The sequence below is a fragment of the Rania fehmarnensis genome, assembly GCF_056494185.1.
In genome coordinates, this window is record NZ_CM151398.1 from 8,082,199 (window position 1) to 8,105,839 (window position 23,641).

At 54.2% G+C, this 23,641-nt stretch carries 18 protein-coding genes; 10 read left to right on the plus strand and 8 right to left on the minus strand.

The genetic code is table 11. From position 1 onward, the window contains the following. Nucleotides 1-46: 46 nt before the first annotated feature. The gene (locus SH573x_RS27465) at nt 47-4,057 is read right to left on the minus strand and encodes a M36 family metallopeptidase (protein WP_479351257.1); all 4,011 of its coding nucleotides are present in this window, start codon (nt 4,055-4,057) and stop codon (nt 47-49) included. Nucleotides 4,058-4,640: 583 nt separating this feature from the next. Here SH573x_RS27465 and SH573x_RS27470 point away from each other — a divergent pair. After that, a complete protein-coding gene (locus SH573x_RS27470) occupies nt 4,641-6,383 on the plus strand; it encodes a vanadium-dependent haloperoxidase (protein ID WP_479351258.1) in 1,743 nt (580 codons plus the stop codon). 49 nt (nt 6,384-6,432) lie between these two features. Here the strand turns inward: SH573x_RS27470 and SH573x_RS27475 are convergent, their stop codons facing one another. Next, complete coding sequence (locus SH573x_RS27475; RefSeq protein WP_479351259.1) at nt 6,433-6,810, minus strand: GxxExxY protein; 378 nt, start codon at nt 6,808-6,810, stop codon at nt 6,433-6,435. Nucleotides 6,811-7,095: 285 nt separating this feature from the next. Between SH573x_RS27475 and SH573x_RS27480 the strand changes: the two genes are divergently transcribed. After that, nucleotides 7,096-8,034, plus strand: coding sequence for a flotillin-like FloA family protein (locus SH573x_RS27480; protein ID WP_479351260.1), 939 nt, complete (start codon nt 7,096-7,098; stop codon nt 8,032-8,034). Nucleotides 8,035-8,043: 9 nt separating this feature from the next. Here SH573x_RS27480 and SH573x_RS27485 read toward each other — a convergent pair whose 3' ends face one another. Then, a complete protein-coding gene (locus SH573x_RS27485) occupies nt 8,044-8,955 on the minus strand; it encodes a LysR family transcriptional regulator (RefSeq protein ID WP_479351261.1) in 912 nt (303 codons plus the stop codon). 134 nt (nt 8,956-9,089) lie between these two features. Here SH573x_RS27485 and SH573x_RS27490 point away from each other — a divergent pair, with 134 nt between their 5' ends. The 3 genes from SH573x_RS27490 (at nt 9,090) to SH573x_RS27500 (ending at nt 10,652) form a co-directional block, all read left to right on the plus strand. Next, a complete protein-coding gene (locus SH573x_RS27490; RefSeq protein ID WP_479351262.1) occupies nt 9,090-9,446 on the plus strand; it encodes a hypothetical protein in 357 nt (118 codons plus the stop codon). A 20-nt stretch (nt 9,447-9,466) separates the two neighbouring features. After that, nucleotides 9,467-9,814, plus strand: coding sequence for a TFIIB-type zinc ribbon-containing protein (locus SH573x_RS27495; protein ID WP_479351263.1), 348 nt, complete (start codon nt 9,467-9,469; stop codon nt 9,812-9,814). 268 nt (nt 9,815-10,082) lie between these two features. Next, nucleotides 10,083-10,652, plus strand: a complete 570-nt coding sequence (locus SH573x_RS27500) for a hypothetical protein (RefSeq protein ID WP_479351264.1) — start codon at nt 10,083-10,085, stop codon at nt 10,650-10,652. Nucleotides 10,653-10,847: 195 nt separating this feature from the next. On the opposite strand, the gene SH573x_RS27505 is transcribed toward SH573x_RS27500, so the two are convergent. After that, nucleotides 10,848-11,165: a helix-turn-helix transcriptional regulator gene (locus SH573x_RS27505; protein WP_479351265.1), complete on the minus strand. Its 318-nt coding sequence runs from the start codon at nt 11,163-11,165 to the stop codon at nt 10,848-10,850. A 249-nt stretch (nt 11,166-11,414) separates the two neighbouring features. Here SH573x_RS27505 and SH573x_RS27510 point away from each other — a divergent pair, with 249 nt between their 5' ends. The 3 genes from SH573x_RS27510 (at nt 11,415) to SH573x_RS27520 (ending at nt 16,082) form a co-directional block, all read left to right on the plus strand. Beyond that, entirely contained in the window at nt 11,415-12,950 is a 1,536-nt protein-coding gene (locus tag SH573x_RS27510; RefSeq protein ID WP_479351266.1) for a proton-conducting transporter transmembrane domain-containing protein, read from the plus strand. Between the two features lie 47 nt (nt 12,951-12,997). Beyond that, complete coding sequence (locus SH573x_RS27515) at nt 12,998-15,550, plus strand: YbcC family protein (RefSeq protein ID WP_479351267.1); 2,553 nt, start codon at nt 12,998-13,000, stop codon at nt 15,548-15,550. Between the two features lie 109 nt (nt 15,551-15,659). After that, nucleotides 15,660-16,082 carry a hypothetical protein gene (locus SH573x_RS27520; RefSeq protein ID WP_479351268.1) on the plus strand — a complete coding sequence of 141 codons (423 nt, stop codon included), beginning with the start codon at nt 15,660-15,662 and terminating at the stop codon, nt 16,080-16,082. Nucleotides 16,083-16,262: 180 nt separating this feature from the next. Here SH573x_RS27520 and SH573x_RS27525 read toward each other — a convergent pair whose 3' ends face one another. The 4 genes from SH573x_RS27525 to SH573x_RS27540 all read right to left on the minus strand — a co-directional run bounded on the left by SH573x_RS27525 (nt 16,263) and on the right by SH573x_RS27540 (nt 20,480). Further along, nucleotides 16,263-17,282 (minus strand): calcium/sodium antiporter, encoded by a 1,020-nt coding sequence (locus SH573x_RS27525; RefSeq protein ID WP_479351269.1) that lies wholly within the window; start codon nt 17,280-17,282, stop codon nt 16,263-16,265. Nucleotides 17,283-17,366: 84 nt separating this feature from the next. Then, nucleotides 17,367-17,774 (minus strand): hypothetical protein, encoded by a 408-nt coding sequence (locus tag SH573x_RS27530; RefSeq protein ID WP_479351270.1) that lies wholly within the window; start codon nt 17,772-17,774, stop codon nt 17,367-17,369. After that, on the minus strand, nt 17,767-19,107 hold the full coding sequence (locus SH573x_RS27535) for a sigma-54-dependent transcriptional regulator (RefSeq protein WP_479351271.1): 1,341 nt from the start codon (nt 19,105-19,107) through the stop codon (nt 17,767-17,769). The genes SH573x_RS27530 and SH573x_RS27535 overlap by 8 nt, the downstream gene beginning before the upstream one ends. 5 nt (nt 19,108-19,112) lie before the next feature. Beyond that, nucleotides 19,113-20,480, minus strand: coding sequence for a sensor histidine kinase (locus SH573x_RS27540; protein WP_479351272.1), 1,368 nt, complete (start codon nt 20,478-20,480; stop codon nt 19,113-19,115). Between the two features lie 208 nt (nt 20,481-20,688). Here SH573x_RS27540 and SH573x_RS27545 point away from each other — a divergent pair, with 208 nt between their 5' ends. Beyond that, entirely contained in the window at nt 20,689-21,507 is an 819-nt protein-coding gene (locus SH573x_RS27545) for a sulfotransferase domain-containing protein (protein WP_479351273.1), read from the plus strand. A gap of 439 nt (nt 21,508-21,946) precedes the next feature. Continuing rightward, complete coding sequence (locus SH573x_RS27550) at nt 21,947-23,365, plus strand: glycosyltransferase (RefSeq protein WP_479351274.1); 1,419 nt, start codon at nt 21,947-21,949, stop codon at nt 23,363-23,365. The last annotated feature ends 276 nt before the right edge of the window (nt 23,366-23,641 follow it).

Genomic DNA, 23,641 nt, shown 5'->3' on the forward strand with positions numbered 1-23,641 from the left:
GCTACTCCATTTGCAGCTAAGGAACCGTGCAAAAATTAATGACCGTTTATTGATTGAGCTGGTTAATCACCAACAGCGCATCGGCCGGTGTCAACATACCATCGCCGTTGGTATCAAAGAACTGGTCGACCACTGCTGTATCCGTCCTGCGCGACGGCAAGAGACCGAACGCGGAACTGACGTGCCGTGAGTTAATTTCATTGATCAGCAGCAAGGCATCCAGGGCGGTAACTTGCAGATCATCGCTAACGTCTAAGGGCTGTGCCAGATTATACCAGGCGGAGCGCCAGCTCGCACGCTCGTCCACGGCTGTGGCCGGAGCAGCCAATGCAACAGTGGCATTGGTGGCAGCCTGAAGCTGGTCGACTTGCAGAACATAGTCACCCTCACCCGAGAGTCTGCGCAAGTCAATGCGGTGCCGTCCGGTTTCCGTCGCTGTCACGCTGAGCACAATTTGTCCGTCCGCGTTGAATGTCGAATTGGTGGCGATGATGGTTCCGCCAGGTCCCAGAATATTCACGCGCGGGCGCAAAGTGTTGCGTGGCAGCATACCTGCATTATCGTCGGCCAAGGAAAGCAACACACGCATCGTTTGACCGCTGGTCAGTTGCAGATCGAGCAAATCGCGTGTATCCGAGGCACTCATGAAACCTGCGGCCGCCGCTGGCAACGTCAAGGAACGCGCGGGAGTTATTACTCCGCTGGCGTTCTCGGTATCGATGGCCAACGACTCGGTTACTGCCAGGTAATAGTCAAAACCTGCCAGGCCCGAAACTTGCACGGAATAGTCGCCAGTCGCAGGCAACACAAAGCCCAAGATACCCAGATCATAATTGGCCACCGCAGTCGATGCACTGATGGGCGTTCGGCTGGCGGTCGCCAGCACTGAATTCGATGCGCTAAGCAGGCGCACAGTGGTGTCGCCTAGATTGCTTGTCCCGAGCGCATCCAGGGCCACATCGACACGCTGCCCAGCCATACCCGAAAAACGATACTCGTCATTGACATCTCTAGGTAGAATATCGAGATAGTCGTTGGCGAATAATGATGCAGTGTTGAAACTGAACTCTGCGAAATCGTCTGGCCCAATGACGCCCACAGTGGCATTGATTCCATTGTCAAAACTAGCCGATCCGAACTCGACATCTTTGTACGCATAACGCGCCAACACCGGACCAGACTCGAAGAGTTGCAGCTGAAAAGTGGCCTGTCCCAATCTGGGGAAGTAGGGACGTTCGTGCCATTGGACAATCAAAGTCGGAATACCATTGACGATCAGTTCCTGCCAATAGACAGCGCCGGGACCTCCATCAATATCATCCCAGTAAACAAATAAGCTTGGCGGCAAACTCTCTGCCACCTGGCTCAGAGGCAGGTTGACATAGCTCAAGTCAATATAGGGTCCAGCCAGTATGGTTCCGTTATTGCTGACGACGACGCTACCAGCAGGAATGATTCGATTGCCGACAGTCGACTGGATAACTCGCTCTTGATCATCGGACAGAAACATTGCTGTGCCGGAACTGCTGATGTCAATGAACTTACTAGCGTCGTTGCCCTGGGTAAAGCGGTAGCCTGCTACGCCCGTATTACCCACCGCGGCGTTGATGCCTCCTCCCGCTAGTGCTCGGAACGAACTGTTCAACCCCAGCTCATTCTCGCTGGACGAATCACCCACCTGTGATTCCAGAGCCGCGTTTCGCGCAGCCACCAAGTTGACTTTCGTGGGAGCACTGGCAGAGACCTCCAATAAGAAGTCTCCAGCCTCTCCGGCAGACCAGGTTGGTATAACAATCGTGGCACCCGCTGCGGCTTGTTCTGCCGCCCTCACAACTGTTCCATTGGCACGTCGAATTTGCACCGTCAATTGCGCCGCAGCGCTCACAGGGGTCAATTGGAAACTAACGCGACTATTGGCTTCCATCGCGAAGCTCAAGCTCTGTGAACCTCTTATCCCGAGCACGTTGGACAATGGACCGCTGACTGTCGCTATGCCGCTCCCGAGCAAACCTTGACGTTCGAAAGCAATCGACCCAACGATCGGCATATCGAAAGCGGCCGTGACTGCCGAACTGGAGGCGACGTTACCAACGGCGCTATACCCCATGCCGCGCCGCGCAAAGACGCGCCAAATGGTCTCTTGATTGGCCCCCGAGTTCAGAATTTGATCGGCTCGCAAAATCGCATCGCGTGCTTGCAGAAAGGTGGGATTGAGCGGTTGAATTTTCAAGGCATGTAACACAGTGCGGAAGGCCACGTTGTTGCCGCCGGTGGTCGCATTCAAGTTGGTATTGAATCCCAAACCTGTGTTATTCAAATTTGCATCCAGCGAACGCCCACCAATCAGCGCCCAATTCAAGTCCCACAGCGTAGCCGCCCATACTTCGCCCATCGTGTGCGGATCGGAAACGCCGACAATGTCTGCAAAGGTGAGCGTATTGACGGACATGTCATAGCTATATCGCTGCGTCCGCATGCCCGGGCCATCGGCCGGTTGCCCGAGCAAATATGTCCCTATTCCTCGACCTTGTGCCGCTGTATCTGTAGATGCTTGCGTAAAGAGCAACGCAAAGAAATCGCTCCAGCCTTCGCCCATGGCCGCACTTTGGAGCGTTGCCAGGCCTGAGGAATTATTGGGACCACCCGTCAAGCGAACCGTAACCCCGTGCGCGTACTCGTGCGCGATGATACCGTTGTCCAGCGAACTACTGCGTGCCGGAGTCGTCGTATTAAACAGTTGCATTTGCATCCGCGGTCGACGACCATCGGGCGGTACCGTCATACTCGCATTGTTGAATCCGCCGCCGTCGAGATCTTCGGCTAGTAGGGGATCATCAGCCAGGCCACGGGCTGCGTCGTAGTTGTTGCGCTGGAAGTTGCCTGCCTCTGCATAGAATCCTTTGTTGGCAAACACATCATGCAACCGATTGGTTGTATAGAATAGGTTCACCGTCGTTGCTTCAGCATAACTGGCAGGCTCTTGGGTCAGGTCTAGCGGCGGTGCAAATATCAAAATCGCGCCACCATTGACATACGAATCTAAATCAGGCCGATTGTTAGCATCGGTATCCCGATAGGCAATTACATTGTTGCCGCGAGTGCGTACCGACTCGACGCCTGGCACACCATCGGTATCATGCCAGCCATACGGCGAAGTTGTTGTATTGGCTGGATCAATTACGCGCGTGCGCGGACCGTCGGCTGGACTCTCTTTGGGGTAGGCGAACACTTCGTACTGAGCATTCGAAGTCCAATCGGCAACAAACAACACACTGCCATCAATTTGACTGACCGATGCGTCGAGCCATGAGTTGGAAACCAATGGCTCCACGTTCATTCGCCAGGCCATCTCTAGCTCTTGGCGTTCGTTCGGCACAAACACGCCCACATACTCAACGGCCTGGCGGGCTATGGCTGGAGCTTGTAACGTCGGGTTCTGCCTGGCATCCACGCTGGTGAACTGTGAAGTCGTTGACTGTGAAGTCGTTGACTGTGAAATGTTGGCCGGATCAATGCCAGGCCAACCGTAGTGTCGACCCAGCGATGCCAGCGCCAGCTCTGGCGACAAGCTCGCAAAACGGAGTTCAGTTCCAGCTAGTTTATCTGTGGAGACAAACGAGCTATAGCCGGCCGTCACTCGACCATTATTCTGCACCGCCAGATTAGCGTACGCATTGACGATGTCGATTCCCTGATGCGTTTGTTGCAAATAGAGGAACGTCGTAGCGGTCGACGGGTCGTAACGCAAGTCGTTCACTCGAAACGTCGGCGCTGCTTGATCGCTATTGGAGAGTCGATCAGCATAGGGCGCGAGCTTTGCCTTCCACTCGTCGGCCGTGGCCGCCGCCCCCAAGCTTAGCGATACATCGCCCCAAGATACCTCCTGCGTCGGCGGCACCCAATTGTGCAACAACTGCTCGGGCCCTAAATCCGCTGCCATCACTTGTCGCAGCTCCAGCTTTTCACTCAGCAGTCGTCGCGCTGGTCTGGATGCTCTACGGCAATTAGGTTGGCGGCCACTCAGAAAACGACGCAGTGAATCTCGGGCTGTATTCACGATGAAACTCTCTAGAAGAATTGGGACAGACCTGGGACAGACCTTGTGTCTCCTTATGCTCCGCCAAAGGATTCGCCTTTCGCGGAGCGAAAGGAGACAATGCGACACTAGTATACTAGAATTCTGTACTGGTCTTAATGACCCCAACTCTTTCAGGCCTGAGCAGTTCGAAAACGGCAAAAAGCTGCATAGATGATCCATGCCTCATGCCTGCAGCCTGTTTCTTTTCACCCGCTGGAAGCATGGCTATCCTAGCAATGATCACATGAATATTGTGACCTTGGTCAGTATGGATTTACAAAGGCTTGATCTTTGCTGTCTCAGATATTTCTACAATTTTCTTGCATTTATTGTTTATAGACCAGTTCAATTTCGTCTTTCATTGTGCACTGAGCATCTTTCGTGTCAGAATATTTTTTTGGTACCATATAAAAACAATTGAACGGTTAAACGTTCAGCCTTAGGGCCAGGACATGTCGCAACGCTGCCATGCGGTGGTCCACCGTCTGGCGACGGTGGCTACCCTGACGGTCTACCGTCTGGTGACGGTGGCTACCCATCACTTTCCTCGAGGTCCACAACTATGACTGCTAATGGTGATACGTATCGCGTCTTCAATGTCGGTGGCAAGCCTGTGCGTGGGTTGGGGAGTTTTCATAAGACGCTCAAGCACGATCGATTTGGTGAAGTCGATCCGGTGCACTTCGAAAAGTTCGTGCAAGCCTGCGAAGGTAATGCGGCTTTCAGCGAGGTGCCATTTTATAAAGACGGGACTGCCCGCTTTACCAATCCACAAGCTGGTCTAGCGCACGATCGACTGACTCGCCATCCGGCTACCTACTCGATGCCACCGGCACCCGCGGTTCTTTCGATCACCACGGCAGCCGAAATGACCGAGTTGTACTGGATGGCACTTCTGAGAGATGTGTCGTTTGATCAATTTAACAGCCACGAGCTGGTCGACGCAGCCGCCAAAGAACTCGGGGAACTATTCAAACGCGGCATCGAAGATCGTACCGATCCAGGACACTTGATCACCGGCATCGACCTACCAGGCCCAGCCGGTTCACTCAGCAAGATCACTCCGCAGAACCTGTTTCGCATGGGATTGCCCGGTGAAGAATACGGACCACTGGTCAGCCAGTTCTTTGTTCGCGATGTTCAATTCGGTACGCAGTCGATCAGCCAACGACAAGTGCCTTACAAGTCACACCTCGACTTCTTGACCGAATATCCAGCGTGGCTGGAAGCCCAGAACTCGGGCAAAGACAACCACGGTCAAGCGTACCCGCAATCCAACGAACATAGCGCTGAGAATTATGTCAACACCAGTCGATACATCGGCACCATGCGCGATCTGGCTCGCTTTGTAAACAAAGATGCGTTACATCAAGCCTACTTCAATGCTGCGCTGCTCCTGCTCTCTGGCGGAGCCAAGTGGAATTACGGCAATCCCTATGGCGATTTTCCCCGCCCAGGCTTCGGCAATCGCGAAGCCGGCTTTGGCACGCTGGGCGGCCCTCACATTTTGGCGCTCGTCTCCGAAGTGGCTACTCGCGCGCTCAAAATTGTCTGGAATCAAAAGTGGCAAGTGCACCTGCGGTTGCGGCCCGAAGCTTATGGCGGCCTGGTGCATGTCCAAACCGTCGGCGTGGGGCCTAAGAAGGAGAAGCGACCCTATGGCCTGCCAGCTTGGGTCGCCAAGACCATGGCCGCTGAACATATTCGCGAAGACTGCCACAGCCTGCTGCTGCCCATGGCCTTTACGGCAGGCAGTCCGACTCACCCTGCCTACGGCGCCGGCCACGCCACGGTTGCCGGAGCCTGCGTGACCATTCTCAAAGCGTACTTCCAAACCTTCGATCGCATTAATGGCCAAGTGATTCCCAAACCTCTGAGCGAACTGGGCCAACGCAGCAAACCTTACGGCCCAGCCGATGCGTTTTCTGCTTACCAAACCGGCAAAGCTGACAACGAAGATGAAATTCGCACCGCCTTGCCTGGCAATATCGCCAGCCAACTGACGATCGAAGGTGAACTCAACAAACTCGCCTCCAATGTCGCTCTGGGACGCAGTATGGGCGGCGTTCACTGGCGAACCGACAACACGCGCAGCCTGGCGCTCGGCGAAGCCTTGGCGTGTCATATCCTGGCCGATATCACCGTCGATCTCAACGAGAAACCCTACTTCGAATTCCGCAGCTTTGCGCGTAACGATGACGGACAACCCAAGATGATCAAGATCCACCAAGGCCGAGTGCTCGTGGACGGCGTGATCGTCGATTTTGGAAGCGGAGGAACACTAATAAACACTCATTTCCACTAATGAAACGGTAAGGCTCGAACTGCTTCTTATTAGTGCTTATTAGCGAATATTAGTGTTCCGCGGTTACTATAAAGCGTTTCCATTGCAGCTTATTCGGGGTACCGAAGTTGATCAGATAGCCGACCTGATTTTGACTGATGCGCAAGTAGTTGAACAGTTGCGCATCATGGTCAGATAGCAGTGTACTTACAGCTTTCAGTTCGACGACGATGCCGTTGAAGACGTACAGGTCAGGGATGTACTTGGTGTTGAGCAAACGCCCTTTGTAGTAGACTTCGATCTGGGCTTTGCTGAGGTAGGGAATGTTGCGCAAGCCGAGTTCAATTTCAAAGCTCTGCTGATAGATCTCTTCAGCCAAGCCGAACCCCTGGACGTTGTAGACCTCAAACGCTGCCGCCATCAGATCGTAACCTTCTTGCTGAAACATAGTCTTTGGCCCTGTATTAGTGAAAGAAGCTCGACGAGCACTAATATGAGGTTGATTTTGGCCAACCTTGGAGGAGATGTCAAAATGGGAGCAGAGGAACACTAAGTAAACACTCATGTCCACTAATGAAACGATAAGACTAGCATTCCACGCCTATTGTTTAATCTGCCCAGTCTGGTAGGTTGACGGTTTGGCCCATGCCGAACCCACTGAGGAGGCAGATATGATGAACAGTTATTATCACGATTCGCGACTGGCGTCTGACCAGCATGAATCGAGCGCTGCATGACGCTTCTATACGTCTCCATTATTGCTCTGGGCCTGATCTGTGCTGTACTGTTCGTGCTAAGTTGGCACATCTGGTTGTGGCTGCAAGCCTATGCCTCTGGAACTGATATCGGCATCACGACTTTGATGTTGATGACGTTCAAAGGCATCAACCCGCAAGTTGTAGTGCGCTGTAAAGTCATGGCACTGCAAGCTGGACTGGCACATATCTCGACGGCCGAGATCGAATCGTTATACCTGGCTGGCGGCGATGTACATCGAGTGACCCTGGCCCTGATCGCGGCGGATCGCGCCAACCTGGTGCTCGACTGGCAAACGGCATCAGCCATCGATCTGGCCGGGCGCGATATCCTGGAAGCGGTTACTTCCAGTGTCAATCCGAAGACTATTCGTTGTCCAGCAATTGTCGATGGCAACCCAGATACGCTCTATGGGGTTGCTCAAGATGGCATTCAATTGAAAGTTCGCGTGCTGGTAACGGTGCGCACCGATCTGCAAAAAATCATTGGTGGAGCAGGGGAGCCAACCATTATCGCGCGCGTTGGTCAAGGGATCGTAGCTGCCATCGGTGCTTGTCAAACTTATGAAGAGGCGTTAGCTGATCCGGCCCTAATATCACGTGAAGTGACCGCGCGGAGCCTCGATTCGCAAACATCGTTCACGATTGTGTCGATCGACATTGCCGATATCGACGTCGGGGCCAATATCGGAGCACGCTTGCGATTGGATCAAGCCAATGCCGACATCCGCATCGCCCGGGCCGAGTCCGAGGCCAGGCGCACGATGGCAGTCGCCTTGCAACAAGAGATGGTCGCCTTGAAGCGCGATTACCAGGCTCAACTGATTTTAGCAGAGGCAGAAATTCCTCGAGCCATCGCGGCCGCTTTCATTCGACCTCACTTGCGCGTAGTCGGTGGTGATACCAAAGCCGGTTGAGCGGAGTGCTCAGCGAGCTACCGCGTCGCGTTTATTGTCCGGTGCTTGTTGACGAATCGCGATCACGCCGGGATGTTTCACTTTGCGTTCGACCGATACGGCGTAAAAGTGTTCTTCAATTCCACCGGCGATACCGACCCTGAAGAGACCGTACAGCTTTTTAACTTCGTCTTCGATGATGGTCGGCACCGCAAACAGGCCCAGTCCGCGGCGGCCAGCAATCTTGATCATCGCGCTATCTGCGAATTCACCGCGTATAACAGGCGTCATACCTAAGTCAGCGAACCAGCGATCCAAGTGACGCCTTAGCACGCTGACATCGGTGGGCAATAGAAACGGTGCTCCATCGAGCGATGATGGGAATCCGCGACGGTATTTGTCGGCCAGCTCTTTGGATCCCAGTATGACAACATCGGAGCTGCCCAAACGATGCGAGTGGGCTTGTACTTTGTAGAGCGGGTCAAGTGCCGTATCGGTCAAGACAAGATCGAGTTTATGAATGGCCAGGTCCGCGATCAGTTCGGCCATGTCGCCTTCTTGACAAACCAGGCGGATAGGCGGAGACAGTTCCAAAGCCGGTTGCATGAGTTGGTAGGCAACCAATTTGGGCATCACTTCACGAATACCAACTCGCAGTTCGAGCGGCCTGCCCACGGGCCGGCCTTTGATCATCTCCATCAATTCGCGTCCGGTCGAGAATATCTCGTTGGCATACGCGGCTACTTGTTCGCCCATTTCCGTCAGCGCCAGGCCGCGGCCCTGCTTCTTGAAGAGACGCACGCCTAACGCACGCTCCAATTGCCGCACTTGCACACTGACGCTAGCCGGGGTCACGTGCAGCAATTCGCTGGCCCGCTGAACGGTCCCTTCACGTGCAACTAACCAGAAGTTCAACAGATGGTGATAGTTCAACCAATCCACGGGCGTTCTCCAATAGTTTAGTTTTTTCAAACGAAGCGTATTGTTCTTTAGACTAATCGCATGGGCTTTTCAGCCGTATATTCCATTGTCACCTGACGCTGATCCGGCCAATAAACTCTTAGGTGGAGCCAGTCATGCAACTACAGATACGATTTACAACTAGTTCCCGAGCGAACTTAGATCACGAAATTTGCGAAAAAATTTTGGTTCGGCAACTGGGCCGCTTTCAACATCGTCTCAAGCAAGTGTTGTTATACATCGAAGATGTCAACGGCCCACGGGGTGGTGTAGACAAACATTGCAGGTGTGTACTGCACCTGCGGCGCATGGCGCCCATCATCATTCGCGATTCGGACGACTCGGTGCCGGCACTGATTCATCGTGTAGCCGACCGCGCCTCGCACGCCCTGAGCCGGCAAGTTGCACGTCAGACATCATCGCGAACCAAATGGTCCAGCGATGATTCGTCCACTCCCTCTATCAACCATTAGCCCAAATCAGGACATGTTTCATGCTTTGTCCCTTATGTCAAGAAACGTTGCAATTGACCGACCGTCAAGGTGTCGAAATCGACTACTGCCCCAAATGCCGAGGCGTATGGCTGGACCGAGGCGAGCTGCAGAAGCTGATCGATCTGTCCTTTGCCGCCATCGATCCTAAAGAGATTCGAACTGATTATTCGTTGGGGCAACGCAGTGAACCACCGGTCGTCGCACAGCATTCCGGTGACCGATACAGACACGATGAACGGCGATACGAACACCAACGATACGACGACCGCAGGCACGATCCGAATTCGGGATATGGCAAGCCAAAGAAACGCGAGTCTTGGTTCAGTGAACTATTTGATTTTGATTAAACAGCAGTTTTCCTACTCCTACTCCTACTCCTACTCCTACTCCTACTCCTACTCCTACTCTTGCTCGAAATGGTTGGTGAAGGCACCACAGGAGTACGAGTAGGAGTAGGAGTAGGAGTAGGAGTAGTAAGCATCACAATACATGCGCCCAGTGTGACGCGATGGTCTACTGAGGGGTAAGGCCATTTAACTCCACTGGGCGCATTATGTACAGGCAGCAGTGCGTATAGGCAGTCGAGGTAAGTCGCCATGAGAAGGAGAGAAGCAAATGGTAACCAACAGAGCTAAGTGCCCCAAAGCCCGGCGACTGGTAGAACTGAAGTTTGCCCGCCTGGAGCTCGACCACCTGGAAAGCTTTCGACGGGCTGCGCAGCGCGAGCATGAAGTCATGCAATTAAAACTTGTGGCCGGCTTGAGGGATCAAGAACTGGCTGAACGCTTGCATCGGGCTGGATTTAATGCGCGGAACATTCATGCCCTCTCCTGGATGCCGATCGCCATGGTCGCCTGGGCCAGCGGTGGCGTGTCCGAACAGGAAGTTACGGCGGCCAGGATACTAAACCTGCAAGCCCGAGAGACATACAGCGCGGAGTCGGCTCGAATGTTTCAAAGCTGGCTAACAGAAAAACCCAGCGAAGACCTATGGAACCTGTGGGAGGAATATACGCGATCACTCGCCGCCTCCCAGCCCTCACAGCAAGGGATGCAGACCGGCCAAATGATCCTGGAAATCGCCAAACGCGTGGCCCGTGCCTCAGGCGGGCTGCTTGGTTTCGGACAAGTCAGCTCCACTGAACGCGAAGCCCTGGACCGCATCAGCCGAGGATTTGGACTTTAATCAGTCTCCCTTTCGCTCCGCGAAAGGCAAGCAGACCGAGCTCACTCTCGCTCCGCGAGATACAGTGCCTTTCGCGGAGCGAAAGGAGACACTCTTGAGAACCAGCAGCCGTCAAGGCTTTCGAAATCGATGTGTGTGTTGAGCGTTTAAGATAGCGCTCGAAATGCTTGACGCATTCCGCTACGGGGGTGAGCGTTATTTGGCGACTAGTTGCAGCAGGTCACCAATCTTGCGATGAGCTTCGATGGGATGGCGCAGGGCGTGCGAAGTGGAAACGGAATACCGGTTTTTGCGGCCAACTTTCTCATGGCTCAGGTAGCCGTCGTCCTCCAGATCTTGCACGATCCGCTGCACGGCCCGCTCTGTTATTCCCACCCGCATGGCCACTTCGCGCAAGGCCAAGTCGGACTCGCTGTACAGCACGATCAAAACATGAGCGTGGTTGGTTAGAAAAGTCCAAGCTTTAGCGCTCGTCACATCAGGCTTCTTGGGAACCGAGGTCTTCTTTTTCATAGCCACACTCCGCCAACACTCCGCCAACACGGCCGCACTAGCCGCCCTAAAGCACAAAAGTTTAACAGACGACAGGCATTTAGCGAAACCTCGGTCGTACTTTCCCCGTTCGTACAAAAACGAAACTCTGGTTAAATCTTACGCTACACAATTGACGACTTGTAATTGACGACATTTGTGTCGTGGTTTATAGTTCGTACCACGATTCGTTTTTTGCGTCGCTTGACCGTTTGCTGCTGGAGCTACTCGATGCCCTCTGAACTTCCGCTACTACTGCTGCTGGCAGTCGTACAAACGCTACTGGTCTGGATACCAACGACCTGGGCTCAGCCGTATTGCCGGCAGTTTCGCTTCCTGGTCACCAGCCTGGCTGGTGCTCAGTGCCTGCTAGGTTTGTGGGGACTGGCCAGCTGCCTGGCGGGCAGCGGCGCTGCCGAGCTCGTGATCCTGAACCAGCTCACCTTTCTGCGCGATGGCGCGGCGGCACTGATGTTCAGCCTGGTCAGCTTTATCGGCTGGATTGCCTGCCGCTATTCCATTCGCTATCTGGATGGCGAACCCATGCAGGTGCGCTACTTTCAATGGATGAGTTTCACTCTGGGGTCGGTAGGCGGCATGGTCTTGGCCGCCGATCTGCTGACTTTCGGACTGTTGTGGTGCGCGATCAGTATTGGCCTGCATCATTTGCTGCTGCACTACGCCGAGCGTCCTGCTGCCCAGCGAGCTGCCTGGACAAAATTCTCGGTCAGCCGCATCGGTGACATCGCTATCGTGGTATCTCTCTGCAGTTACTACAGCGTGCTTCAGTCTTGGCGATTCGCGGATTTGGCTGCTGCCGCCAGCGATCCGCTCATCTCCAGCCAGCCGGTGTTTCAGCTCGCGACCTGTGCCTTGGTCTTGGGCATCTTGGCCAAGTCGGCTCAAATTCCATTCCATACCTGGTTGCCATTGACCATGGAAACCCCAACGCCCGTATCAGCCTTGATGCATGCCGGCATCGTCAACGCGGGCGGATACTTGTTGGTGCGTACCAGCCCGCTGGTGAACTCGTCATTGATCGCGCTGAGCCTGTTGGTGGTAATGGGCACGTTAACGGCTTGCGTCGCCAGTGTGATCATGCTGACTCAGACCAGCGTCAAAAAGAAACTGGCCTATTCAACGATCGCGCAGATGGGATTCATGTTGATGCAATGTGGCTTGGGAGCCTACTCCGCGGCCATGCTGCACATCGTAGCCCATTCACTTTACAAAGCTTATGAGTTCTTAAGCTCCGGTAGTGTGATCAGTGGCCGAGCGGCAACACAAGCGGCCCGCTCGTTCATCCAGCCAGTTCGCTGGACTACCCTACTGTTGGTCATGCTCGGACTGATGGCCACCACGTGGGCCATGTTAATAGTCGTCGGGCAGAATCCGCTCAACAAGCCAGGCGGTTGGCTGCTGTCCTGTGTACTGTGCCTGGCATTGACGAGCTGGATTTCGCAAACGCTGGCTGTGGGCCAGCCCATGATCGTGCTGCGTGCAAGTTGCATGGCCCTGGTGCTAATTGGTTCGTACAGCCTTAGCTTTGCCCTGATCGACCACCTGGTTTCGCCTCCCGTGGGCCTGGTGAGCTGGTCTGCTCTGTCGGTCTTCGCATTGGTCGCTTTCATAAGTCTGTTTGTCTTCCAAATAGCACTTATGTCGCCGGCCGTCGCCCATCGGTTACGCAGCGTGCAGCTGCATGCTGCCAACGGCTTCTATCTGGAAAGTTGGCTGCGCACACAGTTCTCGGTCCTCAAATCCTAAGCCGCCCAAGTAGTAATCCTTAATTACATTCCAGCGAGAGACAATCCATGAGCACTCAAATCATTGCCAAGCACCATAGCGCTGCCCAAAAGGCGTCTGAGCGAGCGCGGCTGATCAAGTTCGACGCGGTGATGCAGGAGGTGTTCGATACGCTCGCCCCCGTTTGGCCATTGAAAGATTACGTTGCCGTCAATCCTTACTTTGGTTTGAGCAATCGCCACTTCATGTCAGCTCGGGCGTTTCTGCAAGTTTTTTCTGAATGCGAAACGTTGATGCCGCTGGAGTTCTATGCCGCTGAGCATCGCAAGGGCCAAATCCAAGAGCGCGATATCGAAGAGGCTCTCCACGAAATCGCCTGGCCTCATTCGGTGCAACCCGTCAGCGCTGCTGAGATCTGCCAGCGACTGAAGAGACTGCAATCCAAGTCGAATGTTTATGGGACAAAGGACGCGGCGCCACCGAGTAGCCTGCCATCTGGCTCCGCTAAGTTTCCGCCGATTCGGACTATAGCCAATCATGCATCTACAGTATCGACCGTGGATTGGCGTGAGATCATTGTCGACGAGATCTCCAAATTCTGCGCGGCCCACTACGATGACGCGCAGGCCTCGTGGGGCAGCGGGTGGCAACATCGCTCTTTATTTCACGCCTGGCACGAGATAGCCCAGATTGATCGCAATGTCGAAGTGCTGGGACTGACAGGCATGCGGAAACTGGTTGCCAGCTTGCCGCATGACCCCAAGTCAGCGATCGTTGACTTGCTGTGCCGCATGAAGGTGCCGTATCCGCTTTGGACCACAGTATTGCTGAGCCAGGCATTTACCATCCAAGGCTGGTGCGCATGGGCCAAGCATCAAGATGAGCAGCAGTCCGACGCTGGCCAATTGCAGACTCTGACTGGCCTGATTGCGATTCGCCTGGCATACGATTACGGGCTCAGCCGAGTTCTGGGTCTGGAGATCGACTGGAATTCTTTTATTCCCAATGGTCACGCGAGTTTCCACTGCGAAGATCAGCTAGCGCTTCAAGACGCTTGGATGCGCTACACTCTTTTGACTGCGGCCGAGATTGGCTATCGTCGACGTTTCTTGACGTCGCTGCCTGATCCGACATCGCCCGAGTATACCAATCGGCTCAACACCGCCAAAGTTCAAATGGTGTTTTGCATCGACGTGCGTTCCGAGCGCATTCGTCGCCACTTGGAAAATTTGTCTTCGAACGTGGAAACGTTTGGATTCGCCGGTTTCTTTGGAATCCCATGCGACTTCGTGCCGTTAGCGGAATCCCAAGCGACCGCGCAATTGCCGGTGTTGCTCAAACCACAATTCAGAGTTCACGAGTGTCTGTGCAGTGGATCCTCTGCGGACCAGAACAAAGTTGTCGAGCGACGAGTTTCGATTCGATCGTGGAGAAAACTATGGCAGAGTTTTAAAAGCTCATCGATCAGCAGTTTTGGATTTGTCGAGTCGTCGGGCCTGTGGTCTGGCTGGCAGCTACTAAGCAGTGCGCTAGGATACAGTCGACCAGTGAATCCGCAGCGCGATGGCCTTCGCAGTAGCGCCGACCAACTGCGACCTGCGCTGGGTGGACACTTGTCAGACGTGCCAGGGTCAGACGTGCCAGGGCTCGACGCACAAATCCACCTGGCAGCTCGAGTGCTGACCAACCTGGGTATCCAGAACAACTTTGTCAGGCTGTTAGTCTTCTGTGGGCACCACAGTCAAACCCATAACAATCCACTGGCAGCGGGCTTGGATTGCGGCGCATGTGGCGGGCATTCGGGCGCGCCCAACGCACGCTGGCTGGCTCTGCTGTTGAATCAAACCGAAGCCCGACTGGGCTTGTGCCAGCTGGGCATTACGATTCCACCCGACACATACTTCTTGGCGGCGGTCCACAATACTACGACGGACGCCATCGAGTTTCTGGATCAAGATCTAGTGCCGCAATCGCACCAAAACGAGTTGGCCGATCTGCGAACCGCTTGCCAGGACGCAACGGATGCCGCCGCTCATGAGCGTATGCCCCAATTAAATTCTCGCAGTGCCCTGGATGTAATGCGTCGCGCTACGGACTGGTCGGAAGTCCGACCGGAATGGGGTTTGGCTGGAAACGTTGCCTTCTTTGTCGGACCGCGCTCGATGACCAGCCAGCTCGATCTGGAGGGACGAGTCTTTTTGCATAGCTACGAGGAAGAGCAAGATCCCAGCGGTGCGGTTCTAGAAGGCATCATGACGGCACCCATGATCGTGGCCAACTGGATCAATATGCAGTATTACGCTTCGACCGTCGACAATCCTCATTTCGGGAGCGGCAGTAAGACGATCCATAACGTGGTCGGCAAGTTCGGCATACTGGCAGGTAACGCGGGCGATTTGAAAACCGGTTTACCGATTCAATCGCTGCACGATGGAGCGAGTTTCCGACACCTGCCCATGCGACTGTTGGTAGTCATCTGTGCGTCGCGTGAGAGCATCGAACGTATCTACCAAAAGCATGAACTGGTTGCCAATCTGGTCAACAACCAATGGTTGTCGTTAATCGCCGTCGAAGGCGCTAGGCACTTCAAACTCAGCCCCAATGGCCAGTGGATCGGTTAGACTTACTGAAAAAGGGGTCAGGTCTCATTTCTCTGTTCGCAAGCTATGGGTGAGTGTTGACACCTGTTGAGAAATGAGACCAAGGCCCTGCATTCACGCAAGATTCACAATGACCGTTCGAAATGAACCTTCCGCTGACGAAGAACAGTCACTCCGCCAACTTTATTCTCCCGATGAATTCGCAGTAGTACATGGATTACTGATCGAATCCGTATCGACCAACAGCGAAAGCTATTCGTCTATCTCAACTGGCGGTTCCGCAAGCTTCCGCAATAACATTCGAGTTCAAGGTCGTCCCTACTTCGGTACCATAGCCCAAAATGGCGACATCATCTTTCTGCCCGATGGTGCCAGACTAACGGAGCCGCGTTTCAATGCCACTCAAGCCTTGATCACGATGTACATGCCGCTATCGCAACTGGCCACCATCGTAGAGCTGCTCTACCGGTCAAGCCACTGCCTGCTGATCTACGCCGAATCAGCTTCGATCAACAACAAAACGGTCACCATCCACACGTACCAATCTCGCTAGCGATGGGAAATGGGGGTTACTCGTACTCCTACTCCTACTCCTACTCGAAAAATTGCGAGTACGAGTACGAGTACGAGTACGAGTACGAGTACGAGTAGGAGTACGAGTAGGAGTAGGAGTAGGAGTAGGAGTAGGAGTAGGAGTAGGAGTACAAATTGGAGTAAGAGTACCAGATAACTTTCACTGGACAGACAAGAGATACGCCAGGTACGCACCATAGGTCAGCAGCAAGACGCCGCCTTCCCAGCGATTCACTTTGCGACCGTTCATTAAAATTGGCAAGAGCACGGCGGTGACGCCTAACATCCACCAGCAATCCGATTTGACGATCGACTCCTGAACGGGCAAGGGATGGACTAGTCCGGTCAAACCCAAGATCACCAGGATGTTGAATAGGTTCGAGCCAATCACGTTGCCGATAGCCATATCGCTACGCCCGCGCAGGCTCGACACCAAAGAAGCGACTACCTCGGGTAAGCCTGTGCCCATCGACACGATCGTCAATCCAATTAGACTTTCCGACCAACCCCAAAGCCGCGCCAGTTGTGACGCTCCCGTCACCGTCGCTTGCGCGCCACCCCCCAGCAGAGCAATGCCTACGATCAGCAGAATACTACACAAGGCGATGCTGGGCTTTTTCTCAGGCACCAACTCCTGCACTTCCTCTTTGAGGTGATCCGTTTCTTGCTTAGTCAGTTGTTTGCGAACCAGCCGGACCAGGTAGGCAGTGAAACCGACATACAACAACAGGAACAGCAGAGCGTCCAGGCGACTGACCGTATGATCTTGCACATTGACTACGCACAAAAGAGTTGCCAGCGCCAGGGCTGGATACTCGAGCCACATTGTATTGCCCACGATGGCAAATGGCCGAATCAGGGCGCACAGCCCCAGGATCACCGTGACGTTAAAGATGTTTGACCCAACCACGTTGGCCACCGCGATGTCGGTACTGCCTTGATACGCAGCCACGCCGCTGACAGCCAGTTCGGGTACCGAAGTACCGGCGGCGACCACGGTCAGTCCAATGACGGCGGGTGTCAATCGCAACAGCGTGGCTAAACCAACTGCCCCGCGCAGCAAGGTTTCGCCACCAGCAATCAGCAGAACAATGCCAACTATGACCAGACCTGAGGCGAACAGCACCGTAGAATCCTTGCCCAGAAAAATCGATGATACAAACACTTGTACCAATGGCACAATTGGACACCAGTGTAGGCGCTGCAATCCCGTTTGGGTATCACGGCCGCAGTCGCTAGGCACGTGGACATGTCCAATTCGGGATTAGGCCACTTTCTTGGAGTCACTGGCCAAACACAGCTGGCCGTTTTCTGAGTAGGCCAGCCGGTGATAGATCATTTCAGCCAACACACTGGGCGGCAAATGACGATTTTCCGAACAGATATCCACCAGGCTCAACTGCGTATCCTGACAAGCTTGAACATTGGCCCAGCCTTCGGTGTCCTTGATCACTTTCATCATCGACAAGAACAGAGTCAAGACTTTTGCGCGATACGCGCGATGAATCACACAATAGTACTGCAAATCAATGTTTGGCTTGACGTCCAGCGTTGGCACGGGCACTTCTAACTTGCAGCGCGCCAATTCGCAGGCAATGTCCATCGCATGGGGAACTCCCGTACGCATCATGAGCTCAAATTGTTGCCAGGCTACGGCCGACCCTTTATGCATCAACTTCACTCCCTTCCATTTTCCATTGCTTCATTTTCCGTTGCAGCGTACGCACCGAAATACCAAGCTTTTGAGCGGCATGTGTTTTGTTGCCCAAGCTGCGTTTGAGCGCACCGATCACCGCGATGCGTTCAAGTTCCGACAGGCTCATTTCAGAGGCCGAGATAGGCGATGATTCGGTTAAATGCTCACCGCCTAAGAAAGCCGTCAACTCATCCATCGAGATCTTTTCGCTTCGCGACAATACCAACATGTTCTCGAGTGCATTGCGCAGTTGCCGAACATTGCCCGGCCACTCGTACGAACACAAGAAATTCAAGAGTGCGTCGTCCAGCATCGGTCGGGCTCGAAGGTGCCTGCGCGAACACTCGTTCAGATAATGGTCGATAAGACTGGGGATGTCCTCGGGATGCTCGCGGAGCGCGGGCAACTCAATCAAGCCTTGCTTCAAGTTGGACAACAACTCGGAGTTGCTATGTTCCAGTTCATGCAAATCGGCTAGCGGCAAGCTTGCCCCGGCGATCAGCCGCACCTCTTCTTTGGCGACGTTAGCCGGGCGGCGCGAGCCATGTAAGGCTTCGAACAGTCGCACTTGCGTCACCATCGGCATCGCAAAGAACTCTTCCACGTAGATCGTCCCTGAAGCCGCCTGAGAGACCCGTCCCTTGTTCAACTTCGTCCGACTGTAGTAATCCGTGCGTCCCAACCCAAAGAGCTCTGTTTCAATTGCTGAGGTTGCATAAGACGAGGCGCGAAATTCAATAAACGGCCGATGCTTGCGCGCGCTCTGTTCATGAATGGCAGCTGCCACCAGTTCGTGACCAGCCCCTTGTTCTCCCGCGATCAGCACAGGGCCATCCGACTCCGACAGAACTGATACACGCTCGTAGATCGAGCTCATCAGGCGCGAACTGCCCAATTGTTTTTCAAGCCAGAATGCATACTGCGGAGCAGGGGAGTCCTGCCGTTCCATCGGTAGGTATCGATTCAGTAAGGTCAACAACTCAGCCGGCTTGAGTGGTTTAGTCAAATAATCGATCGCGCCGAGTTTAATGGCGTTAACCGCGCTATCGATCGCGCCATAAGCCGTCACCATGATGACGGGGATGCCTTGCCAGTTCTCTTTGACCAGTCTGAGAACATCCAAACCGCTGTCCATTCCTAGTCGCAAATCGCAAATGGCCAGGTCGAATACATCGCTGAGGTGATCATTCAGTTCCTTGATTCCCGGCACGGCGACCGGTACGTATCCCTCTATCTTCAGCACCCGAGATAGCGCATCTCGCTCGCGCTTTTGGTCTTCAATGATGAGAATTCTGCGCTGACGCGACATGATCTTTACCCAACCGTTTCCAGGGCAGCTGCTGGTAACTCGATACGAAACTCCATCCCGCCCAGCAAGTCGCTGCGGCGACACGAAATACTTCCTTTTGAACTTTCGACAAGTCCCTTAACCACTGCCAATCCCATACCTACCCCGTCTTCGCGGGTACTGAAAAAGGGATCGAAGATTTTCTGCATGATCGCATCGTCTACTCCACCACCGCTATCATGCACGGAAATGTGCACCGCCTCTTCCTGGGTAACAATGCAGATTTTGATGATTCCCCCAGCTTGCATCGATTGGCATGCATTCTGAAGCAGGTTGATCATGATCTGCCGCAAGCTCTGCGGATCCATGGATACGATAGGCTCGTGAACTCCACGGTCAAAACTAACTTGCACGCGACTTTGTTCCAGCGATTGTCCAAAGAACCTCAGCACGGAATCGATTTGCTCGTTCAGGTTCACCAGCGATGGCGACTTGGCGACCACACGGGCATAGCCGAGTAGTTGCCCAACTAAATCGTCCATGCGTTCGATCTCCTCAACCGACTCATCCATGATGATCGCAGCTTCTTCGATATCGAAGTCTCGCCCTTCGCGCAACATCTTCTTGGAAGCGAACAGGTTCAAGCGAATAGCATTTAGTGGATTTCGCACTTCGTGTGCCAGGCCCACGATCAACCGATGCAGTTCGTCCACTCTGCGCATCTCGGCGGAGCCCAACTGCCTTTCTAATTGAACGGTATGCAAACCCAAGCGGTAAAGCGAAATACAAGCTCCGACTACGATGGCGGTGATGGCGAGCAAGCTGCTGGCCCAGCCGCCGAAGACTCGGCGACGCGCCTGAGCGATCTTGTTCTGCAGCAGGTCGTAGTCCATACCAGTGCGATAGTATCCCAACACCGCGGTTCCTGCGCGGATCGGGTAGGTCACATCCAGTACACGCTTATTAGTGGTATGCTCACTGGCTGGCAGTAGCAACAAATTGTCGCCTAAGTGACCTAGCGAGACACCGCCTATGGACGGCGGCAGTTTTATGAGACTCGATCCAACGGTCTTGGCTTGATCTATCAGCAGCAGACGATTGCTGTCTTCCATCGAGATCATGTCAGCGTCCAAGACGGCTCCGTACAGAACTTCTGGCATACGGCGAACCGTGAGTTTCCAGAGATCTTCAAACCACCGTGGATTGCTTTTGACAAACGCTGGTAGATCCTTGCTCTGGCTGATCTCCGAATCAATGCGATGGACCGTCCGCTCGGCGTGCGATTGAAACTTGGCCAACTCAGCTCGCGTGATCGATTCGGTGACTTGCCCCAAGTCGCGCACCATCCCCCAGACCCCGGTGGCCAACACCAGGATCAAAGCGACTCCGGTCATGACGAAGGGCCGCCACCGCAGTTGCGATCTCGATAAGGATGTACTGATTTCCATACTGTTTTTTACTCAGCTTACTGCAACGTGACAGCATGACAAATTGTCGTATTGGCCATCGCCAGTTCGTCACCTAGCATTGAAATTGAGCCAGCACGCCCAGGTCGCCCAGTTTACGAAACTGGGTTCTCAATTCGAGAAACAGTACAATCCCATGCTAGCCATTCCGATCGGCAAACATGATTCGGCAGTGCCGCGCCCCAGGGGGCCAAGTCCCAGGGTGCCGCGCCCCAAGGTGTTGGTGGCGGCCCATGAATGCTCGGGTGGGCAGTTCGTTTCGGACGCTCTGGCCTTGAACTTCGGCTACGCTCACGCGTGCACACATGAACTGAGCGACGGTCCCATGCCTGACTCTCAGGCGCTACTATCGGACGACTCCATTGTCGCACACTTGCCCGGACACTGGGTAGTCGACCTTTTTAAATCGCACTATGAGCACGGCTTTTATGCCGATTGGCTGCGCAACTACGGTGCCGATTTGCGCATCATTTATGTCATGCGCGATGTTCTACCGGCGCTGAGAAGTTACCAGAACTTTCTATGGAATGTCGATCCATCCGCCGGACCGCAAGTACAGATGGCCAGCCAGTTCATCCGCACACCGCCGACCGGTGACATGCTGCGCTTTCAACATCGAACGGCCGAAACGATGGTCCATCGCTGGGCTAACCATGTTCAAGGTTGGCTGGAAGGTGGCTCGCGACTGGGAAGGCACGCGTTCCTTTTGCTTCATTACGATGCGCTGTTTGAAAACTTTGAGGCCACGGTTCACGAGTTAGCCAATTTTCTACAATTGCCTTTGGCCGACAAAATCCATCAGCCACTTCCAGAGAATTTCACCGCTCGCGATTCTGTGGTTTCACAGAGTGTCGATGAGAGACTGAGCGATGCAGATCACGCATTCGTGGTTCATATTACCGCAGAAGTTTATCGAGCGTTGGCCGACCGGAGCAGATACACTGTCCGGCAATAAGCACGTCGACACGTCCAATTCGGGATTAGGGCACTCTTCGTGTCAGGGCGAATTCAGCCATGAACGAACTACAAAATCCAATCAAGAAAATAGTGAACGCTTTGCGGACACACATGGTCGTAATCAGGGGGCAATGCGTGAGGCGAGATGACCACCTGGGCTTAGGCAACATCGACCAGCTTTATTTGGTATGGTTAAACTTACCAAGTTTTATTAGCGTTGAATGTGGTTTGTGATAAACTCTATCCTCGATTCCTGTTTGTGCCCTAATCCCGAATTGGACGTGTCGACGTGCTTAGCACGTCGACATTCTGTCGTATTGGCGCTGCCTCATTCCATGTCTTAAGTTGCATCTAAGCCTGTGGACACGTTCACATGCTTAGAACTGGCCGAAGGGCCTGGCATGTAATTTCCGGCATCAACCAGTGAGGATGCACAAATGATTTCAGTCGTCATTCCTGTGCTGAACGAATGCGCCACCATCCGTGACCTGATCCAACACATCAAGCAGGCCACTCTGGTTACGGAAGTCGTCGTCGTCGATGATGGCTCGATCGACGGAACACCTGAATTGGCCACGGCGGCAGGCGCTCGCGTCATTACCAGTTCGTTCTTGGGCAAGGGCGCTTCGATGCTCGATGGAGCCTTGGCAGCCAAGACGGAGTATCTGCTGTTCATGGATGGCGACTTGTCGGAGTTTACGAGCGACCTGGTTGAACTGATGACGCGGCCACTTTTGGCAGGTCGCGCCGATTTTGTTAAAGCCAGATTCACACGCACGGCTGGGCGTGTCACGCAGCTATCCGCCAAACCGCTGCTGCAAACGTTCTTTCCAGAGCTGTTGTCGATCGATCAGCCCCTTGGTGGCATTATCGCGACCAGGCGCAGCCTGATTAAGTCCCTCGATCTCGAGAACGATTATGGTGTCGACATTGGACTGCTGTTGGATATGCATGCCAATGGAGTCCGGATTGAGCAAGTAGACATTGGCTACCTGGAACACGATTGCCAACCGCTAGAGAATTTGAATCGCATGGCCAAGCAGGTAGTTCGAACCATTCTCGACCGCGCACGACGTTATGGTCGCTTTAATGAATCACAGCTTCTATCGGTACGAGAGCAGGAGCGCCTAGCCGGTGCTGACTTGCCAGACATCCTCTTGCGTCTCGACTCGCCACGCAGGTTGGCACTGCTAGATATGGACGGCACGTTGATCCAAGGACGATTTGTAGAGGAACTGGCCAAGGCCACCTCGCGTCAACATGATCTGAGTGTTTTTTTGGACAACGAATGCTTATCAGCTGCTGATCGTACTGCTCAGATCGCCTCACTCTTTGCAGAGGTACCGCAGTCGACATTTCACGAAGTGGCAATGGCCATGCCGCTGACCACAGGGGCGGTCGAACTGGTCGTGGGTTTGAGAAAACGCGGCTATGCAGTCGGTATTGTTAGCGACAGCTACTATATTGCCACTGAAGTTATCCGCCGCCGCGTTTTCGCTGACTTTAGCCTCGCGCACTTGCTCGAGTTCAGCTCTGGGCGCGCGAGCGGCGCGGTGACGGTCTGCCCCTCTATGAAACATACCAGCGGCTGCCCACAACACACTATCTGCAAAGAAAACGTGCTGCATCATTTGAGCGACCTGTGCCCTCAGCCGCTCCACATCATCGCCATCGGCGACAACGACGGCGATGCGTGTATGCTCCGCAAAGCGAATCTCGGCGTGGCCTTCGAACCCAAGACGCGTCACGTTTCTCAAAGCGCCGACATTGTAATTCGCGGAAACATTGCCAAAGTCCTCCACCACTGCTGGTCCCCTGGAAGGGCGAAGGTCATCCTGAGCCAAACACCGTCATGAATTGAGGAGATGTAGAGCGGCTGTCCTCAGCCGCTCAGCACCCTCTGACCAAATCTTCAACCGACCGCGCGCCTCGGGAGGGCGAAGGTCCTCCTGAGCCCAACACCGCCATGAATTGAGGACAACGTCCCGGGGACGCAAACCGCCCGAATCAAACGCACTACGGCTGATTCTTCGATCATCACCTTCCCCCGGACCTATTTCCGTTCTTCTGAGCGGTGTTGGGCTCAGCAGGAGCATTCGCCCTCCCGGTCACTCGCTGGGTGGAGAACTGGG

Coding starts and splice junctions, on each gene's coding strand:
- SH573x_RS27470 (WP_479351258.1), top strand. CDS start 4,641: ATGACTGCTAATGGTGATACGTATCGCGTCTTCAATGTCGGTGGCAAG.
- SH573x_RS27475 (WP_479351259.1), bottom strand. CDS start 6,810: ATGTTTCAGCAAGAAGGTTACGATCTGATGGCGGCAGCGTTTGAGGTC.
- SH573x_RS27480 (WP_479351260.1), top strand. CDS start 7,096: ATGACGCTTCTATACGTCTCCATTATTGCTCTGGGCCTGATCTGTGCT.
- SH573x_RS27490 (WP_479351262.1), top strand. CDS start 9,090: ATGCAACTACAGATACGATTTACAACTAGTTCCCGAGCGAACTTAGAT.
- SH573x_RS27495 (WP_479351263.1), top strand. CDS start 9,467: ATGCTTTGTCCCTTATGTCAAGAAACGTTGCAATTGACCGACCGTCAA.
- SH573x_RS27500 (WP_479351264.1), top strand. CDS start 10,083: ATGGTAACCAACAGAGCTAAGTGCCCCAAAGCCCGGCGACTGGTAGAA.
- SH573x_RS27505 (WP_479351265.1), bottom strand. CDS start 11,165: ATGAAAAAGAAGACCTCGGTTCCCAAGAAGCCTGATGTGACGAGCGCT.
- SH573x_RS27510 (WP_479351266.1), top strand. CDS start 11,415: ATGCCCTCTGAACTTCCGCTACTACTGCTGCTGGCAGTCGTACAAACG.
- SH573x_RS27515 (WP_479351267.1), top strand. CDS start 12,998: ATGAGCACTCAAATCATTGCCAAGCACCATAGCGCTGCCCAAAAGGCG.
- SH573x_RS27520 (WP_479351268.1), top strand. CDS start 15,660: ATGACCGTTCGAAATGAACCTTCCGCTGACGAAGAACAGTCACTCCGC.
- SH573x_RS27530 (WP_479351270.1), bottom strand. CDS start 17,774: ATGCATAAAGGGTCGGCCGTAGCCTGGCAACAATTTGAGCTCATGATG.
- SH573x_RS27535 (WP_479351271.1), bottom strand. CDS start 19,107: ATGTCGCGTCAGCGCAGAATTCTCATCATTGAAGACCAAAAGCGCGAG.
- SH573x_RS27540 (WP_479351272.1), bottom strand. CDS start 20,480: ATGACCGGAGTCGCTTTGATCCTGGTGTTGGCCACCGGGGTCTGGGGG.
- SH573x_RS27545 (WP_479351273.1), top strand. CDS start 20,689: ATGCTAGCCATTCCGATCGGCAAACATGATTCGGCAGTGCCGCGCCCC.
- SH573x_RS27550 (WP_479351274.1), top strand. CDS start 21,947: ATGATTTCAGTCGTCATTCCTGTGCTGAACGAATGCGCCACCATCCGT.